The organism is Salinicola sp. RZ23 (genome assembly GCF_003206675.1).
Taxonomy (GTDB): domain Bacteria; phylum Pseudomonadota; class Gammaproteobacteria; order Pseudomonadales; family Halomonadaceae; genus Salinicola; species Salinicola endophyticus.
In genome coordinates this window covers 165,930-183,914 of record NZ_PZJK01000007.1, presented here as the reverse complement: position 1 = coordinate 183,914, position 17,985 = coordinate 165,930, and the positions used below count along the sequence as shown (strand labels likewise).

15 protein-coding genes are annotated in these 17,985 nt (G+C 67.2%); 7 read left to right on the top strand and 8 right to left on the bottom strand.

Going from position 1 to position 17,985, the window contains the following annotated elements:
* Positions 1–400 precede the first annotated feature (400 nt).
* Positions 401–877, top strand: coding sequence for a MarR family transcriptional regulator (locus DOM67_RS07050; protein WP_110674932.1), 477 nt, complete (start codon positions 401–403; stop codon positions 875–877).
* 34 nt (positions 878–911) lie between these two features.
* Here the strand turns inward: DOM67_RS07050 and DOM67_RS07045 are convergent, their stop codons facing one another.
* Complete coding sequence (locus tag DOM67_RS07045) at positions 912–2,087, bottom strand: SIR2 family protein (protein ID WP_110674931.1); 1,176 nt, start codon at positions 2,085–2,087, stop codon at positions 912–914.
* Positions 2,088–2,164: 77 nt separating this feature from the next.
* The gene (gene nadC / locus DOM67_RS07040) at positions 2,165–3,049 is read right to left on the bottom strand and encodes a carboxylating nicotinate-nucleotide diphosphorylase (protein ID WP_110674930.1); all 885 of its coding nucleotides are present in this window, start codon (positions 3,047–3,049) and stop codon (positions 2,165–2,167) included.
* Between the two features lie 129 nt (positions 3,050–3,178).
* Between nadC and DOM67_RS07035 the strand changes: the two genes are divergently transcribed.
* Both DOM67_RS07035 and DOM67_RS07030 read left to right on the top strand, forming a co-directional pair.
* Positions 3,179–3,367, top strand: coding sequence for a hypothetical protein (locus DOM67_RS07035; protein WP_110674929.1), 189 nt, complete (start codon positions 3,179–3,181; stop codon positions 3,365–3,367).
* A gap of 2 nt (positions 3,368–3,369) precedes the next feature.
* Positions 3,370–4,842 (top strand): sodium:solute symporter family protein, encoded by a 1,473-nt coding sequence (locus DOM67_RS07030; protein ID WP_110674928.1) that lies wholly within the window; start codon positions 3,370–3,372, stop codon positions 4,840–4,842.
* Here DOM67_RS07030 and DOM67_RS07025 read toward each other — a convergent pair.
* Positions 4,837–6,054 (bottom strand): MFS transporter, encoded by a 1,218-nt coding sequence (locus tag DOM67_RS07025; protein WP_232825164.1) that lies wholly within the window; start codon positions 6,052–6,054, stop codon positions 4,837–4,839. The two genes, DOM67_RS07030 and DOM67_RS07025, sit on opposite strands and share 6 nt — an antisense overlap.
* Positions 6,055–6,381: 327 nt before the next feature.
* On the opposite strand from DOM67_RS07025, the gene DOM67_RS07020 reads away from it, so the two are divergent.
* Positions 6,382–7,755 carry a carbohydrate porin gene (locus tag DOM67_RS07020; RefSeq protein ID WP_198651744.1) on the top strand — a complete coding sequence of 458 codons (1,374 nt, stop codon included), beginning with the start codon at positions 6,382–6,384 and terminating at the stop codon, positions 7,753–7,755.
* A 193-nt stretch (positions 7,756–7,948) separates the two neighbouring features.
* Here the strand turns inward: DOM67_RS07020 and DOM67_RS07015 are convergent, their stop codons facing one another.
* Together DOM67_RS07015 and katG are read right to left on the bottom strand one after the other, a co-directional pair.
* Positions 7,949–8,917 (bottom strand): helix-turn-helix domain-containing protein, encoded by a 969-nt coding sequence (locus DOM67_RS07015; protein WP_110674927.1) that lies wholly within the window; start codon positions 8,915–8,917, stop codon positions 7,949–7,951.
* 294 nt (positions 8,918–9,211) lie between these two features.
* Positions 9,212–11,398 carry a catalase/peroxidase HPI gene (gene katG, locus DOM67_RS07010; RefSeq protein WP_110674926.1) on the bottom strand — a complete coding sequence of 729 codons (2,187 nt, stop codon included), beginning with the start codon at positions 11,396–11,398 and terminating at the stop codon, positions 9,212–9,214.
* A 242-nt stretch (positions 11,399–11,640) separates the two neighbouring features.
* Between katG and glnE the strand changes: the two genes are divergently transcribed.
* The 3 genes from glnE to DOM67_RS06995 all read left to right on the top strand — a co-directional run bounded on the left by glnE (position 11,641) and on the right by DOM67_RS06995 (position 15,818).
* Complete coding sequence (glnE, locus tag DOM67_RS07005; protein WP_110674925.1) at positions 11,641–14,586, top strand: bifunctional [glutamate--ammonia ligase]-adenylyl-L-tyrosine phosphorylase/[glutamate--ammonia-ligase] adenylyltransferase; 2,946 nt, start codon at positions 11,641–11,643, stop codon at positions 14,584–14,586.
* A 146-nt stretch (positions 14,587–14,732) separates the two neighbouring features.
* A complete protein-coding gene (locus DOM67_RS07000; RefSeq protein WP_157958806.1) occupies positions 14,733–15,350 on the top strand; it encodes a YrbL family protein in 618 nt (205 codons plus the stop codon).
* A gap of 21 nt (positions 15,351–15,371) precedes the next feature.
* Positions 15,372–15,818, top strand: a complete 447-nt coding sequence (locus DOM67_RS06995) for an acetyltransferase (RefSeq protein WP_110674923.1) — start codon at positions 15,372–15,374, stop codon at positions 15,816–15,818.
* A gap of 117 nt (positions 15,819–15,935) precedes the next feature.
* On the opposite strand, the gene DOM67_RS06990 is transcribed toward DOM67_RS06995, so the two are convergent.
* The 3 genes from DOM67_RS06990 to DOM67_RS06980 all read right to left on the bottom strand — a co-directional run bounded on the left by DOM67_RS06990 (position 15,936) and on the right by DOM67_RS06980 (position 17,983).
* A complete protein-coding gene (locus DOM67_RS06990; RefSeq protein ID WP_110674922.1) occupies positions 15,936–16,877 on the bottom strand; it encodes a rhodanese-related sulfurtransferase in 942 nt (313 codons plus the stop codon).
* 136 nt (positions 16,878–17,013) lie between these two features.
* On the bottom strand, positions 17,014–17,352 hold the full coding sequence (locus tag DOM67_RS06985) for a cupin domain-containing protein (RefSeq protein ID WP_110674921.1): 339 nt from the start codon (positions 17,350–17,352) through the stop codon (positions 17,014–17,016).
* Positions 17,339–17,983 carry an FMN-binding negative transcriptional regulator gene (locus DOM67_RS06980; protein WP_110674920.1) on the bottom strand — a complete coding sequence of 215 codons (645 nt, stop codon included), beginning with the start codon at positions 17,981–17,983 and terminating at the stop codon, positions 17,339–17,341. Before DOM67_RS06980 ends, DOM67_RS06985 begins: the two co-directional genes overlap by 14 nt.
* Positions 17,984–17,985: the final 2 nt, after the last annotated feature.

Genomic DNA, 17,985 nt, shown 5'->3' with positions numbered 1-17,985 from the left:
GACGCCTCCTTGAGACGCGGCGCGGGGCCTGGTCACCGCCGGGGTGGACAGGGCAACGCGCGGCGTGTTGTGGTGCCTAGCTTACACAATAGCCGTGGCGTGGGGGGCGGATGACACGCGCCGCGCACGTGGACTTTTCCTACAAAGCTCAGGCTGATGGCTTACAGAAATAGGTGTAAAAACCTTTTATGATTTCATCGTAGCTAAACACGTATTCGATAATCATCCTGGCGTCGCGGTCAGGCGTCGGTTCATGTCGGCGACCTCGCGGCAGCCAGCGCCAAGGATGGGCGCCAACGTGACAGGCAGCCGGGCCGGGCCCTCGCGGGAGGCTTGGCGGTTGTCGTCTGCGGCCAGACGCGCCCGCCGCGACGATCGGGGAATCGGGGAGCCAGAGGCCATGCTGCATCACCATTCGGCGACCAGAGGGATTGCCACAGACGAGGCCCACGGTGCCCAGGGGGAGATCGACTTCTGCGAACAGGTCGGTCATCTGCTGCGGCGGGCCTATCAGCGCCACACCGCGATTTTTCAGCGCGAGAGCTGTGACGAGCAGCTGACGCCGATCCAGTTCGTGACCCTGAGCAAGCTCGCCGAGCGCGGCCCCAGTGCGCTGAGCGAGCTGGTGCGTGTCACCGGGATCGACCCGGCGACGATCCGTGGTGTGATCAAGCGGCTCAAGGGGCGTGACTGGGTGACGCTGACCTCGGACCCGCGCGACCAGCGCAAGGTGATCGTCGAGCTCACCGGCGCCGGGCGCGAGCTGCTGGCGGCGATGACCCCGCGCGCGCTCAAGGTCTCCGAGGAGACCATGGGCAGCCTCAATCCCGCCGAGCGGGTGGCGCTGATGCATCTGCTGGTCAAGATCAACGCCTGAGTCCTGTCTTTCTGACTGACGCGTGTCGCAACCGTCAGGTGTTCGGCGGCGCTCGAGTGCCGCCGGTGACCTGGGCGCAGAAATCCTCGAAGCGGCCGCTGTAGTAGTGCTCACGCGGCCAGCCGATGCGTGGCAGGTAGAAGAACATCTCCTCCAGTCGCGACTTGATGGTGGCGTGGTTCTTGGTGTCGATGACGAAGACATGCTTGCCGCGGGCGTCGTGGGGGCTTTCCGCCAGCTGGCGCAGGATGAAGCGCACCAGCGAATCCTCCTGCGGCATGCTGTAACCCACCACCACCAGCACGTCGGTCTCGCGCAGTAGCCTCACCGCCTTGGGGAACACCTGGTGGAAGTAGGGTTCGTCGTAGTCCTGCACCTGGGAGGGCAGGATCAGCAGCGGCGGCTCCTGGCGAATCTCGGCGTCGCTGCGCTGGCGATACTCGAAGTCGAATCCCTCCAGGGTGGGCAGGATCTCGAACCCCCCGTTGATCTTGATCACGTTGCGGTCGACCGTGCGCGGCAGGTGCTCCCAGATGGTGCCGCCGCAAATGCGCTGCGGCGTGACCCCGCGATAGAGACGGCCGAAGACCGGCGCCTGCTGGCGGTAGACGCGCTCGAGAATGGTCTCGATGGTGAAGTCGTAGTTGGTGGTGAGGAAGTGGTAGAGCGGCCAGGCGTCGCCCAGCCCGGCGCGGTCGGCGCGATCCTCCAGGGCGGCGAAGAAGTCGGTTATCGCGCGCTGTTCGGGGCTGACTCCGGTGGCGCTGAAGCGCAGCGTGGCGTCGTCGACGTTGTGGATGTCGCAGGCGGCGGTGAAGCGGCGCATCACCAGGGTACGCAGCTCATGGATGCTCAGGCGCAGGTTCTGGTCATCGAAGTAGCGATTGCGGATATCGGGGTAGCGCACCTGCATGTCGAGCACGTAGCGCAGATTCTTGAAGCGCTCGAAGTCGAGATGGCGATAGTCCTCCCAGCCGATCACGTGCATCACGTGCTGCAGGTTGGGGAAGTCGCGGATATCGTCGAGATCGATGGCGAACAGCTCGCCGTCGGTGGGTGAACGCCGGTCCCACGCCTTGGAGAAGCCAGCGCCGCACCAGAAGGTCACCACCGGCGGCTTGCGCGGGCCGTTGGCGTCCGCCAGCAGCTCGTCCATCAGCCGGCCGAAGGCCGCCACGGTGTCGGCGTTGTTGATGCCGGTGCTCGCCATGCACGCCTTCCTCCTGTCTGCTCGTGGGGGTCCTGTACAACCATGCGCGGGCCAACCGTGCGCGGGTGGCCGCCGGGTCACCCTGCGGGTGCGGTGTCTTCGTCGAGGCCGATATCCACCGCCGGCGCCGACTGCGTCAGCCTTCCCACGGAGATGAAGTCGACGCCGCTTTCGGCAATCTCGCGAATGGTCTCCAGGCGCACGCCGCCGGAGGCCTCAAGCAGGGCGCGTCCGGCGACCTCGCTCACTGCCTGGCGCATCTCGGCCGGCGGCATGTTGTCGAGCATGATCACGTCGGCCCCGGCGTCCAGCGCCTGGGTGACCTGGTCGAGGCGGTCGCACTCGACCTCGATGCGGGTCAGGACCGGCAGCTGCGCGCGGGCGCGGGCCACCGCGGCGGCGATACTGCCGCACACCGCGATATGGTTGTCCTTGAGCATCACCCCGCTATCCAGCCCCAGACGATGGTTGCGGCCACCGCCGCAGGCGACCGCGTGCTTCTCCAGCATGCGCAGCCCCGGGGTGGTCTTGCGCGTGTCGACCAGTTGGGCGCCGGTGCCGCTGATCCGCTCGACATAGCGCGCGGTCAGGGTGGCTATCCCGGCCAGATGCTGGATCAGATTGAGCGCGGTGCGCTCCACCGTCAGAATGCTGCGTGCCGGCCCGGCCACGTGCATCAGGGGCGCGCCGGCGTCGACGCGCTCGCCGTCGGCGGCCGCCAGGGTGACCGCGATGCGCGGGTCGTAGCAGGTGAAGGCGCGGGCGGCGGCGGTGACGCCGGCCAGGCGCATCGGTTCGCGCGCGCGCATGACGAAGCGGCCGCTGGCGTCGGCGTCGATCATCAGCGTCGCGGTCAGGTCCAGGTGGCCGATATCCTCCGTCAGAAAGGCGCGCAGCTGGGTCTCCAGGCGCAGGGGGTCGAGTTGCCAGCCGAGGGGCTGGTCGGCCCGCGTCGTGGTCATGCGGTAGTCTCCTTGGGCAGATGCGGCATATCACAAGCTGTCGCCAAGGGTAGCGCACTCGGGGCGGGGGTTTCCGGGTAATATCACGCTTGATTCACTCGACAGACACAATGACAACGAGGAGGCGCGATGCGCGCACGGGGCTGGAAATGGGTGGTCTGGGGATTGGTACTGGCTTGCTACGTGGTGCCCTATGGGCTGCTCAGCGGGGTGCAGGCGTGGTACGGCAGCTTTCTCTTCTGGGTCCTGGTGGGGGTGGCGGTGATCGTCTGCAACGTGATGATGACCCGCGATTTTCATGACGGCCCGGAGGCGTGAGCATGAGCCTGCAACTGATCTGGACGGCGGTGGCGGTCTATCTGATCGCGGGGCTGGCGATCGCCTGGCTGTCGCGCAGCGCCGCCACCAATGGCAGCGGCGTCGATATGAGCGGCTACTTCCTCGGCAACCGTCGCATGAACGGCTTCGTTTCGGCGCTCAGCTACAGCGCCACTACCTATAGCGCCTTCATGATGGTGGGGCTGGCGGGGCTGACCTACGCCGGTGGCGTGGGCGCCTTCGGCTTCGAGATCGTCTACTTTGCCGGGGTCTCGCTGGTGGCGATCTTCGGCCCGCGCTTCTGGGCGGTGGGCAAGCGCTTCGGCTATGTCACCCCCAGCGAGATGCTCGGTCACCGCTACGCCGATCGCCGGGTGGCCGTGGTCACCGCGGTGGCCAGCTGCCTGTTCCTGATTCCGTATGCCGCGGTACAGCTCGCCGGGGTCGGCTATCTGCTGGCGGGCATCAGCGGTGGGGCGATCCCGTTCACCACCGGCGTGGTGGTGGCGACGCTGCTGGCGATCCTTTTCTCCTATATCGCCGGCATTCGCTCGGTGATGTGGACCGACTCGCTGCAGGCGCTGTTCATGATCGTCGCTTCCACCCTGGTGGCCCTGCTGGTGGTGCACTCCCTGGGCGGCTTCGCCACGCTGTTCGACACCCTGGCGGCGCAGCACCCGGCGGCGCTGACGGTTCCGGGGCCGGGGCTGTTCAGCCTGACCACCTTCCTCGGGCTGACCATTCCGTGGTTCTTCTTCAGCCTCTCCAACCCGCAGGTGAGCCAGCGGCTGTTCATGCCCGCCTCGCTCAAGTCGATGCGTCAGATGCTGATCGGCTTTCTGGTGTTCGGCTTCATCTACACCCTGGTCTCGGTGCTGTGGGGCTTCTCCGCACTGGTCGCCTTCCCCGACCTGAGCCAGTCGGATCTGGCCACGCCGACGCTGCTGGCCTCCAGCCATGTGCCACCGCTGCTCGGGGTGGTGGTGATGGTGGGCATTCTGGCGGCGGCGGTGTCGACCATCGACTCGATCATGCTGACGCTCTCCTCGATGCTCTCGCGGGATGTCTACGCCAACCTCGCCGAGGGCGCCAGCGAGGCGCGCCAGCTGCGTGTCGGCAAGTGGGTGCTGCCGCTCATCGCGGTACTGGCGTTTCTCTTCGCCGAGCTGCAGCTGAGCCTGATCGCGGTGCTGTCGGTGGCCGCTTCCACCGGCCTGGTAGTGATCGTGCCGGCGATCATCGGCGCCTTCTACTGGCGGCGCGGTACCGCCGCTGGGGCGCTGGCCAGCATCCTGATCGGCGGGCTGGCGGTGATCGCGCTCTACCTCAGCGGGGCCAAGCCGCTGGGGCTGCCGCCGGGGATCTGGGCACTGCCGCTGGCGAGTGCGCTGTTCATCGGGGTGAGCCTGCTGAGTCGCGCGCCTAGCGAGCGCGCGCAGGCGTTCCTGGCCGCGGCGAATGGTACGCGCTCATGAGTCGCTGTGGCGTACCCGCGCCGCACGGAGGGCGATCACCAGCAGCAGCAAGACCGCCGGCAGCAGCCACAGGTTGAGCCGCTGCCAGCCGAGCCAGGCATTCAGCGGGCCCGCGGCCAGCGCCGAGAGGCTTGTCAGGGCGAATACCGCGCAGTCGTTGATGGCCTGGACCCGTGGCGCCTCGCCGGCGCGGTAGTGGGTGGTGAGCCAGGCGCTGGCGGGCAGGAAGGTGAAGTTCCAGCCCAGGCCCAGCAGCCCCAGGCCGAGTGTGAAGGCCCACACCGCCGGGGTCAGCCAGGCACACAGCAGACTGGCGAACAGGCACAGCGCGCCGATGGCGATCATCAGCGCATGGCCCAGGCGCCGGGTCAGGCGGCCGGTGATGAACGAGGGCGCGAACATCGCCAGCATATGCCACTGGATGACCCCGGCGACGGCGCCGAAATCGTGCCCGGCGTGGCTCATCGCCAGCGGCGTCGCGGTCATCGCCAGGTTCATCACCGCATAGCCCAGGGCGGCGCAGGCGATCGCCGCCGGCAGCAGCGGCTGGCGCAGCAGCTGGCCCACTGGCCGTGGCGGCGGCAGCGGTGTGGCCCGTGCCGTCACTGGTGCGAAGCGCAGCGTCGCCAGTAGCCCCAGCGCCGCGAGATAGAGCCCCCCGAGACCGAGAAAACTGCCCAGAAAGGGTGTCGCCAGGGCGTCCCGCAGGTGTTCGGCCAGCCAGGGCCCGGCCAGCGCCGCCACCACGCCCCCCGCCATGACCCAACTGAGCGCACTGTCGCGCAACGGCTCGGGGGCCGCTTCGAGCGCCGCGAAACGATAGAGCATGCCGACGCCGATACTCATGCCGATGGCGAAGGTACCTAGATTGAACAGGCCGAAGTGCGCCTGTACCAGCGCCAGCAGACAGGCGGCGATGCCCGCCAGCCCGACCAGATTGCCGAGTACGAAAGTGCGCTTGCGTCCCAGACGCGCGGTCAGCCAGCCGGCGGGCAGTGTGGCAGCGGTCAGCCCGAGCAGTTGCAGCGCCACCGGCAGGGTGCTCCAGTCGGCGCTGGGTGACAGGCGCGCCCCGATCAGGGGCGAGGTAGCGATCAGCAGCACGTTGCCGCTGATCAGCAGCGCCTGACACAGGGTCAGCCCCCACACGGTGGGCGGCAGACGCGGATGACGAGCAGAGGGGGGAGAAGAGAAGCGGGAGGTGGGTCGCATAAGTGTCTCCTGACGCGCGGGCTCTACTGCTAGTCTTCGATACCCGCGCTGGGTCCACAATGACCCCCGTACCACCAAAAACGACCGCGCCTCTCCCCGGACAGAATGCCCACGCTCGCCAGCGGCGATACGGCCTGGGACATGCCTTCGTGACCATTCCTCTGAGATTGTTCGGCGGCGCTGATTCGGCGCTACGGCTACTCGGCCGGTTTATTTGATCGGTGTATTCGGCCGGTTTATTCGACTACAAGGGTATTTCCGTTGCCTATTCCTAGGACTATGATAAATCGCTTATCGATAACACGCTAATCAACGACAGGGCGAATCATGGACGGAGCAATGGGCGGCATCAGGGGCACGGCCGGCGGCGAAGCGATGAGGGTGCCGTTCGCCAGGGAGAGACTGCAAGCCGGTGGGCGGCGCTGGCGGCTGCCGCTGGCGGCAGTGGCGCTGATGGCGGGGGCACCGGCGGCCCAGGCCTACTCGGCCTTCGCCGCGGACTCGCCGCATATGTTCGGTGACTGGGGCGGCCAGCGCACGGCGCTGGAAGCGGCTGGGGTCAGCTTCGACTTCGACTATGTGGGCGAGGCGGCGACCATTCTCGATGGCGGCTACCGTGACAGCCATGTCACCAAGTACGCCGATCAGTTCGCGCTGGGCGCGCATCTCGATCTCGAGCGCCTGCTGAGTATCCCCGATGCCGAGTTCCAGGTGACCCTCACCAACCGCAACGGCCATAGCGTCAACGATCGCCTGAGCGATCCCGGCGCCACGGTGGGCGGCTCCAGCGTGCAGGAGGTCCAGGGGCGCGGCCCGGTCACGCGCCTGACCCAGCTGTGGTATCGCCAGCGCTTCTTCGACGATGCGCTCTCGATCAAGCTGGGGCGCATCCCCTTCGGCGACGATTTCGCCACCATCGATAGCCATTTCCAGAACCTGGCCTTCGGCGGTGCCCAGCCCGGTAACTGGGGCAACGACATCTACAACTGGCCGATCTCCCAGTGGGCGGCGGTGGTCCGCGCCAATCTTGCCGCCGACTGGTACGTCCAGGCCGGCGTGTTCAATCTCAACGACAGCAACCTCGACAACGGCCACGGCCTGGACCTGCACCACAGCGGCACTCAGGGGACGATGTACCCCATCGAGCTGGGCTTTACGCCCACGGTCGACGGCATGGCCGGCAGCTACAAGCTCGGCTTCTATACCCACGACGTCGACAATCGCGCCTATGGCGATGGCCCCGCGACGCGTACCAGCGATACCAACAACGGGCTCTACTACGTGGCCCAGCAGCGGGTGACGACCCGCGGCGGCGACGCCAAGCGCGGCCTGACGCTGTTCAGCATGGGCAACGTCAACCATGGCGACACCGCGGGGATCGATCGCTATCTCTCGGTCGGCGCGACCTACCAGGGGCCGTTCGATGCCCGCCCCCAGGACGACGCCGGGATCGGGCTGGCGTATCTGCATGTCAACGACGACGTCAACGACTACATCGACTACTACAACGCGACCCCCGCCGGCTCGCTCACGCCGCTGCCGCGCCAGGGCCACGAGTACGACGCCGAGCTCTACTACAGCGTCAATCTGACCGGCTATCTGAGCCTGCGGCCCAACCTGCAGTATGTGGTTTCGCCCTCGGCGGTGGATTCGGTCGATAACGCTTGGGTGTTGGGGACCACGGTTCAGGTCAGCTTCTAGGCACTGCATGAAAAGTACTGCGCTCGCCCATGCGGCGTTAAAAATCGGCTGGATCGCCAGCCCGGTCAAAAATGCTCATTTACACTCCGTAAACTGGAGCGCCAGCCCGGTCCGTTTTCGCCGATTTTTGCCTTGCCTGGCCTTCGCTCGTCGACTTTTCACACGGCACCTCGGCTGTTACGTGAACTGCCTTTTACGAGGCCTGGCTGCGCTCACCGGGGCCGAAGCGGGCGCGATAGAGGCTCGGCGGTAGGCCGTAGTGGCGCTGGAACAGCCGCCGGAGCTGCTCGCCGCCGCCCAGCCGGCAGTGCTCGGCGATACGCGGCAGCGGTGCCGCGCTCTCGGCCAGCAGGCGCCGCGCCTCCTCCAGCCGCAGGCGGGTGAGGAAGTCCCCTGGGGTCATCCCCAACTGGCGCCGGAACAGGCGCTGGAAGTGGCGCGGGGTCACCGCCATGCGCGCGGCCAGCGTCTCGGTGTCCCACGCCGCCAGCGGGTCGCCGAGTACCACATCGACGACCTGGCGCAGGCGCCCGTGGCTGTCGAGCTGACAGCGCAGGCCTTCGCTGAACTGGGCCTGATCGCCGGGCCGGTGCAGGAACATCACCAGCTCCCGCGCCACCTGGCCGGCCAGCGCCTCGCCCTGGTCAGCGGCGACCAGGGCGAGGGCCAGGTCGATCCCCGCGGTGATGCCGGCACTGGTGTGGATACCGCCGCTGCAGAGATAGAGTGCCTCGGCACGTACCTGAATGGTGGGGAACTCGGCGGCCAGCCGCGCAGCATGGCGCCAGTGGGTGGTGGCCTGGCGCCCGTCGAGCAACCCCGCCCGGGCCAGGGCGAAGGCGCCGGTGCAGATCGAGCCGACCCTCGGGGTGCGCGCGGCGCGGGCGGCCAGCGTATCCAGCGTGGTGGGGCTCAGTCGATGCACGCCATGTCCACCGGCGATCAGCAGCGTGTCGCCAGCGGGGGTGGCGTCGAGGGCGTGGGTCGCGATCAGCGTCATGCCGCCGTTGGTGACCACGGGCCCGGGCTCGTCGGCGAGCAGGCGCAGCCGATAGCGCGGCTCGCCGGCAGCCTCGTTGGCGCTGGCGAACACCTGCCATGGGCCGCTGGCATCCAGTAGCTGGCAGTCGGGATAGATGAACAGATCGAGCGTATGGGTCATCGACGGCTCCTGGCGGTGAATGCCCAGTCTTCCTTGTCGCCGCGATGTCGGCAATGACGACTGGCCCACCGAAAGCGACACCCGATGTGAGCGACACTCTGTGTTCTCACCGGCTTCCGAGATGATGGCTCGAAGCGTAACCGCCTGGGATGGCGGGCATAACGAACCGCCGGGAGCGGTTTTCAACGTCGCGCAGCGACGGCCCGGAGGGTGTCCGCCAGGGATGGCGGGCACAAAAAAAGCCGCCGGGGCTTAGCCGGCGGCAAAGTACGCAGGAACAGTTATGAGCAGCGGTCAGGCGAGGTCGAAGCGGTCCAGGTTCATCACCTTGGTCCAGGCGGCGGCGAAGTCGTGGACGAACTTCTCCTGGGCATCTTCGCTGGCGTAGACCTCGGCCAGCGCCCGCAGCACCGAGTGCGAGCCGAAGATCAGATCGTTGCGGGTGGCGGTGTAGGTCAGGCTACCGTCGCTGCGCGAGTGGCCCTCGAACAGCTCGGCCTCGGCATCGACTGCCGTCCACTCCGTGCCCATGTCGAGCAGGTTGACGAAGAAGTCATTGCTGAGCACACCGGGGCGCTGGGTGAACACGCCGTGGTCGGCGCCGTCGTGGTTGGTGCCGAGCACCCGCAGGCCGCCGATCAGCACGGTCAGCTCCGGTGCGGTCAGGGTCAACTGCTGGGCCTTGTCGATCAGCAGCGTCTCGGTGGGCACGTTGAGCTTGCCGCGCTTGTAGTTGCGGAAACCATCGGCCAGCGGCTCCATCACGCTGAAGGCGTGGATGTCGGTCTGCGCCTGGCTGGCATCGACCCGGCCCGGGGCGAACGGCAGGCTGAGCGAGATACCGGCCGCCTTGGCCGCCTGCTCGACGCCGACATTACCGGCCAGCACGATCACGTCGGCCAGCGAGGCCTTGCCGGAGGCTGCCTGGATCGCCTGCAGCTTGGGCAGAACGCCGGCGGCAATGCGATTGACCGCCCAATCCTTCTGCGGGGCCAGAGCCAGGCGTGCGCCGTTGGCGCCGCCGCGCTTGTCACCACCGCGGAAGGTCGAGGCCGCGGCCCAGGCGGTGCCGACCAGCTCGGCCACCGACAGCCCGGCGTCGGCGATCTGCTGCTTGAGCGCGTCGATGTCCGCAGCGGTCGGCTGGTGACTCGGGGCCGGCAGCGGGTCCTGCCAGACCAGCTCTTCCTGCGGGACTTCCGGGCCGAGATAGCGCGCCTTGGGCCCCATGTCGCGGTGGGTCAGCTTGAACCAGGCGCGGGCGAAGGCGTCGGCGAACGCCTGCGGATCTTCGAGGAAGCGCCGGGAGATCTTCTCGAACTCGGGGTCGAAGCGCAGCGTCAGATCCGTGGTGAGCATGGTCGGCTTGCGTTTCTTGGCCGGGTCGAACGGGTCCGGGATCGACGCCTCGGCATCCTTGGCTTCCCACTGGATCGCACCGGCGGGACTGCGGGTCTGCTCCCATTCGTAGTTGAACAGGTTCTCGAAGAAGTAGTGGCTCCAGCGCGTCGGCGTCTGGGTCCAGACCACCTCGATCCCGGAGGTGGTGGCGTCGGCACCCACACCGCTACCGTGGGCGTTGTGCCAGCCGAAGCCCTGGGACTCCAGCGGTGCGGCTTCCGGATCGGCGCCGATGGCCTCGGAGGGGCCGGCACCGTGGGTCTTGCCGAGGGTATGGCCGCCGGCGATCAGGGCCACGATCTCCTCGTCGTCCATCGCCATGTTGCCGAAGGTGGCGCGAATCGCCGGCGCCGCCGAGAGCGGATCGCCGCTGGCGTTGGGGCCTTCGGGGTTGACGTAGATCAGCCCCATCTCGGTGGCGGCAAGGGGGTTGTTGGCCAGGGTCGCCGGATCGCGATGGGTCAGCCACGCCTTCTCGTCACCCCAGTTGACGTCGAGATCGGGTTCCCACACGTCCTCGCGGCCGCCGGCGAAGCCGAAGGTCCGAAATCCGGAGGACTCCAGCGCCACGTTGCCGGCGAGCACGATGAGATCGGCCCAGGAGATGTGCTGGCCATACTTGCGCTTGACCGGCCACAGCAGGCGACGCGCCTTGTCGAGGCTGACGTTGTCGGGCCAGCTGTTGAGCGGGGCGAAGCGCTGCTGGCCGCGTCCGGCGCCGCCGCGGCCGTCGACCAGACGATAGGTGCCGGCGCTGTGCCACGCCATGCGGATGAAAAGGCCGATATAGGAGCCCCAGTCCGCCGGCCACCAGGCCTGGGATTCGGTCAGGGTCTTCTCGATATCGGCCTTGAGCGCGGCGTAGTCGAGCTTGGCGAACGCCTCGCGGTAATCGAAATCGCCATCCAGCGGGTTGGAGCGCTCGGAGTGCTGGTTGAGCAGGTCGACGCGCAGCTGGTTCGGCCACCAGTCACGGTTGCTGGTGCCGCCACCGGCCGCCTGGGTGGTACCGCCGCCGTCGCTGACGGTGGTCCCGGACTGGCCGGAAAACGGACACTTGGATTCGGCTTGTTGTGACATCGCTTCTCTCACCTCTCTGGTCTTGTCGGTCGCGCTATCGCTGCCCGGCGTGGTCGTCGCCGCCGCTGTGCCTCGGCTCGGGCTGACGTCGAGATTACGATGGCTAATTCGATAACAGAAATTAAATACTGAAACGGTGTCGATAACCTTTGCCTATGGGAAATGGCCTGACGCGTCTCCGATTGGGCTGGGCGCCGGCTGCGGTTATGCTGGGCGGGCCCGCTTTCCACCGGAGTTTCGTCATGTCCCTGCCCGCCGACTGGTTCCCCTCTCAGCCGATCCCGGAAGCGCTGAGCGCTGCCCATGCCCAGGTGCTGAGTGCGCTGGAGGCTGCCTATGCGCAGGGTGATGCGGCCTGCCGCGAGGCCTGGCTGGGCCTCGACGAGGACCAGCGGCGCACGCTGGTACGCACCTGCCTGCTCTCCGAGTTCTTCCGCGAGGGGCTGTGCGCGCATCCCGAACGCCTGGTCGAGTGGCTGGACAGCGGCGAGCTCGAAGCGCCGCTGTCGCCAGCGGCACTGATGCAGACGCTCGCCACGCAGTTGGCGGCTGCGGCGGACGAGAACGCGCTGCACGCCGCGCTGCGCCGGTTCCGCCAGGCGCGCATGCTGGCGATCGTATGGCGTGACCTCGCCGGGGCCGAGATGTGGCAGACCGCGCAGGCGGTCTCGCATCTGGCCGAAACCTGTCTGGAAGGAGCGCTCAAGTGGCTCGAGCAGCACTACGCGGCACGTTGGGGTACCCCACAGGCGTGCGCCGACGGCACCCCGCAGCGGCTGGTGGTGCTGGGCATGGGCAAGCTCGGCGCCGGTGAACTCAATCTCTCCTCGGACATCGATCTGATCTTCGCCTTTCCCGAGAAGGGCACCACCCAGGGCGGTGAGCGCGCCTACGATCACCAGCAGTACTTCACCAAGCTGGGGCAGAAGCTGATCGCGGCACTCGACGTGATCACCGCCGACGGTTTCGCCTTCCGGGTCGACATGCGCCTGCGTCCGCTGGGCGACGGCGGGCCGCTGGTCGGCAGTTTCAATACGCTCACCGCCTACTATCAGGATCAGGGGCGCGAGTGGGAGCGCTACGCCATGCTCAAGGCGCGCCCGGTCGCCGGCGACCGCGAGGCGGGGCAGGCGCTGCTGGCGTCGCTGTCACCGTTCATCTATCGCAAGTATCTCGACTTCGGGGCGATCGAGTCGCTGCGCGAGATGAAGGCGATGATCCACCGTGAGGTGAAGCGGCTGGGACGCGACGACAACATCAAGCTGGGCCGCGGCGGTATTCGCGAGGTGGAGTTCGTGGTCCAGGCGTTCCAGCTGATCCGCGGCGGCCGCGATACCGAACTGCAGGTGACCTCGCTGCGCCTGGCCTTGACGCGGCTGGTCGAGCTGGAGCTGCTGCCGCCGGCGGTGGTCGACGAGCTGCGCGACGACTACGTCTTCCTGCGCGATCTGGAACATGCGCTGCAGGCGCGCCACGACCGCCAGACCCAGCAGCTGCCGGAAGACGCCGAAGCGTGTGCGGCGCTGGCCATGGCCATGAACCTGGCCGATTGGACGGCGCTGCGGGCCGCGCTCGACGCCTGCCGTGAGCGTGTGCGGGGCCACTTCGACGCGGTGGTGGCTGACCCTCAGGAGGAGCCGGACGCCGACGAGGAGATGCCGGATCAGGCGCAACTCGAGCGCTGGAGCCAGCTCTGGCGCCACGAGCTGGACGAGTCCCAGGCCCAGCAGATGTTGGAGGCGGCCGGTTTCACGCTGCCTGATGCCTGGCGCCGGCTCAAGGCATTCCGCGACTCGCGCGGAGTGCAGGCGATGCAGCGGATCGGCTTCGAGCGCCTCGAAGCGGTGATGCCGCTGCTGCTCGAGGCTCTGGCCGAGAGCGCCACCCCGACCACCGCGCTGGAGCGCGTACTGCCGCTGATCGAAGGGGTGCTGCGGCGCACCGCCTATCTCTCGCTGCTGCGCGAAAATCCCCAGGTGCTGCCGGGGCTGATCCGGCTGTGTGCCGCCAGCCCGTGGATCGCCGAGCAGCTGGCGCGCCACCCGATTCTGCTCGACGAGCTGCTGACGCCGGACACCCTCTACTCGCCTGCCGACAAGGCGCGCCTGGCCGACGAACTGCGTCAGACCCTGGCGCGGATTCCCGAAGAGGACGAGGAGAGCTGGCTCGACGCCCTGCGTGTGTTCAAGCAGACCCAGGTGCTGCGGGTCGCCGCCTCGGACATCGCCGGGGCACGGGTGCTGATGAAGGTCAGTGACTATCTCACTGCGATTGCCGAAGTGATCCTCGACAGCGTGCTGCAGCGCGCCTGGCGCTCGCTCACCGCGCGCTACGGGGAGCCGCGCCCGCGGGAGGGGGCGGAGAAGGCCGAATTCCTGATCGTCGGCTACGGCAAGCTCGGCGGCATCGAGCTGGGCTACGGCTCGGATCTGGATCTGGTGTTCCTCTACGACGCCGCGCCCCAGGGCGCCACGGATGGCGCCAAGCCGATCGACAACGTGGTCTTCTTCACCCGGCTCGGCCAGCGCATCATCCATCTGCTCACGGCGACCACCCCCAGCGGCACGCTCTACGAAGTCGACATGCGTCTGCGGCCCTCGGGCAATGCCGGGCTGCTGGTCTCCTCGCTCGACGCCTTCGCCGACTACCAGCGGCGCGAGGCCTGGACCTGGGAGCACCAGGCGCTGGTGCGGGCGCGGCCGGTGGCCGGGGATGCGGCGCTGGCATCGGCCTTCGAGGGGATACGTCGTGAGGTGCTGGGGCGCGAGCGCGACCTCGCCGAGCTGCGTCGGGCGGTGGCCGAGATGCGCGCCAAGATGCGCCAGCACCTGGGCAGCGCAGCGGGGGAGGCCGACACCTTCAACCTCAAGCAGGACGCCGGCGGTCTGGTCGATATCGAGTTTCTGAACCAGTACGCGGTGCTGGCCTGGTCCAGTGCCACCCCGGCGCTGCTGGAGGTCACCGACAACATGCGCCTGCTGGACGCCCTGGCACAGAGTGAGCGCCTGCCCGAGCAAGAGGTGCGTGAGCTGCAGGCGGCCTACCTGGCCTACCGCGACGCCAGCCATCGTGCCGCCCTGGCCAAGACCGGCAGCGACGTACCGGCGGCCGATTTCGACACCGAGCGGGCCCGAGTCCAGGCGGCATGGGCGGCATGGATCGAGACGGAGGGCGCTGCGGAGGGGTGATACCGCGCCGCGAGTGAGGCGCCTGGCGGAGCAGGGCGATAGCAGGCTAAGTTTTTTTGCCGACCTTTAAGGAAAACAGCGTTTGATTAAGATATGATTAAATGCTGATGATACCTGTTACTGCCCTGCGCCCTGGAGCGACCCCCATGGTTTCTCTCTCCCTCACCCCTGAACTTGCCCACGGCAACGACCGGGCGGTCTATCGGCACCCCGCCGAGGCCGGACGCTGCATCAAGGTACCGCGCTTCCCCGACCGCGGCAGCCACCAGAACGAGCGCGAGAAGAGCTACTTCGAGGGGCTCAAGCGGCGCGGCGTACACGACTGGCGCTACGTGCCGGAGTACTTCGGCACGGTCACCACCGATCTCGGCGAGGGGCTGGTCTTCGGTCTGGTCACCGATGCCGATGGCTCGCTGTCGCTCAATATTCGCCAGTTCCAGCAGCGTGGTGACGCCGACTGGTTGTCGACCCAGGCCTTCGTCGACGAGCTCGAGCGGCTCTACCGCTATCTGCGCGACAACTGGATCGTGCCCTCGGACATCAACGATCGTAACGTGGTGTGCCAGCGGCGCGCCGACGGCAGTATCCGGCTGTGGCTGATCGACGGTGTCTCCAACCCCGATTTCATGCCCCTGGCCAATGTCTGGCCGTGGTTCGCGCGGCAGAAGATAGACCGCCGCATGCAGCGCTTCTATCGCCGGCTGCATGAGTACGGCTTCATTTCCCGGGCGCAGCGGGATTCGCTGTTGGCGAGCCTATCCTAGGCTTTGTGCGAGCCTATAGTCATGTCGACGATATCTTTGAGGAGCGCGACTGTCGCTGATTATCCGCGCCTTATCGAGGTGTGGGAGGCGTCGGTACGCACAACCCATGACTTCCTGGCCGAGCAGGATTTGCAGGCGTTGAAACCGCTGATTTTCAATCAGTATTTTGACGCGGTGTGCTTGACGCTAGCCTGCAGTGAGCAAGGCGACATCACCGGCTTTTCGGGCGTGGCTGACGACAATATCGAGATGTTGTTCATCGCGCCCGACTACCGGGGGCAAGGCATCGGGACGCGGTTACTGAGACAGGCGATCGATCAGCAGGGCGCGACGAGCGTCGATGTCAATGAGCAGAACCACGCGGCGTTGAGCTTTTATCGAGCTCGAGGCTTCGGCATAGGCGGCCGCTCGCCGTTGGATGGTCAGGGCAAGCCCTATCCGCTACTGCATCTGCAATTGAACGCCTGATTCAGCGGTCGGGAAATCTCAGCCAAAGCAGCCGACAGGCTCGAGGATTCGGCATCGGGCACCCGATAAAACGCCCTCCGCATGGAGGGCGTTTTGCGTTCCGGTGTTCGGAGCGGCTCAGCTCGGCTGGCGCGGATCACGGCCGATGGGGTGCGGCTCGTTGCGCGCCTTGGCCAGCTCGATCTGGCGCTGACGCTCGCGCGCGCCGGCACGGGTCTTCTCGGGCAGCGAATCCCAGCAGTGCGGACAGCTGATCCCCGGGACGTAATGCTCGGATTCCTGATCCTCGGCGGAGATCGGCATGCGGCAGGCGTGGCACTGGGCGTACTCGCCCTCGCTCAGGTCGTGGCGCACCGTGACCCGGTTGTCGAACACGAAGCAGTCGCCGCGCCAGCGCGTCTGCGCTTCCGGCACCTTCTCCAGATAGTTGAGAATCCCGCCCTTGAGGTGGAAGACCTCCTCGAAGCCCTCGCCCAGCATGAAGCTCGACGCCTTCTCGCAGCGGATGCCGCCGGTGCAGAACATCGCTACCTTCTTGTGCCGGCTGGGATCGTAGTGCTGGCGCACATGGTCGGGAAACTCACGAAACGACTTGGTCTGCGGGTCCACCGCGCCCTCGAAGCTGCCGATCGCCACTTCGTAGTCGTTGCGGGTATCGATCACCAGCACCTCGGGATCGTCGATCAGATCGTTCCAGGCTTCCGGTTCGACATAGGTGCCGACACACGCATTGGGATCGACGCCATCCACCCCCAGGGTGACGATCTCGCGCTTGAGCTTGACCTTGGTGCGGTAGAAGGGCTGCGTGTCGCAGTAGGACTCCTTGTGCTCGAGCGCCGCCAGGCGTGGGTCGCGCTTTAGCCAGGCGAGCAATGCATCGATCCCCGCACGGCTGCCGGAGACGGTGCCGTTGATGCCTTCGGCGGCGAGCAGCAGGGTGCCCCTGACGTCGAGACGCTGCATTTCGGCGAGCAGCGGTTCGCGCAGGGCTTCGAAGTCGTCGAGCGTGACGAAGCGATACAACGCCGCGACCACGATCGGTCGATCGGTAGAGGACATGCGATAACTCCTGGTAGTCGCCCACGTAAAGGGCGGACCGGGTCGTGAAGGGGTGGCGCGGATGGCAGGCCAGCGCGACACCGGAATGAACGCCGCGCATTTTACGCCGCTGATCGGCGAGGTCCAGCGGTGCGGCTCACTCGGGGCCGAAGAACAGCACCCAGGTCGAGAAGTCGGCGGAGAAGGTGTCGAAGCGATGCGGCATGCCCTTGGGCACGAAGAGCACGTCGCCGACGCTCGCTGCCAGCCGCTCGCCATCACGGTTCAGCACGGCGCTGCCACTGGCGATCAGATAGAGCTCGTCGCGCGCATGGGGTGTCTGGGTGTCGATATCGCGGGGAGAGAACAGTTCCAGGACCAATTCGTGGCGGGCGAAGACCTCTACGAACGGGCGCTCCGCTGCGGCCAGCCGGGCGGCGATCTCGGACCAGGGTAGCTGGGGCGGTTGCTTCGGACTCCGATCAGTGGCGTTCATCGCTCTCCTCCATGCCACTCAGGCAGCGTGCCGTGGCCTCGTCGAGGCCACGCTCTTCGACCAGGCCGCGCTGGATCGCGGCGCGCTCGGCGTAGGGTTTGTGCTGGCTCGCCTTGCGCTGGCCTTCGAGCCGCTCGATGCGCAGCTCGATCCCGACGAGGCCGCGACACATGCCGTCGATATAGGCCTCCGGCGCATCGTCGATCGACCAGGGGGTGTGGCGGTCGCGCTCGAAGCGCTCGCTCAGTGCGGCCACGACCTGGCGCAGCCAGCCCGGATCGTCGATCAGTCGCAGGGTGCCGTGGGCGTGGACGACCTGATAGTTCCAGGTCGGCACCACGCGGCCGTGCTCTTGCTTGGCCGGATACCAGCTCGGTGTGATGTAGGCCTGGGGGCCGTGGAAGATCGCCAGCGCCGGGCGGGTCGTGGCGCCGGCGACCAGCGGGTTGGCTCGTGCGATGTGGCCACGCAGCACGCCTAGAGGCGCGCCCTCGCACTCCCGCAGTAGCGGCAGATGGTCGGCCAGCCAGCCATCGGCATCCTGGGTGATCAGGGTGGCGAAGGGGGCGCGCGCCATGGCTTGCGCCAGGGCGTCGCCGTCTTCGAGCCGAAAAGGGGCAGGGCGATGCATGC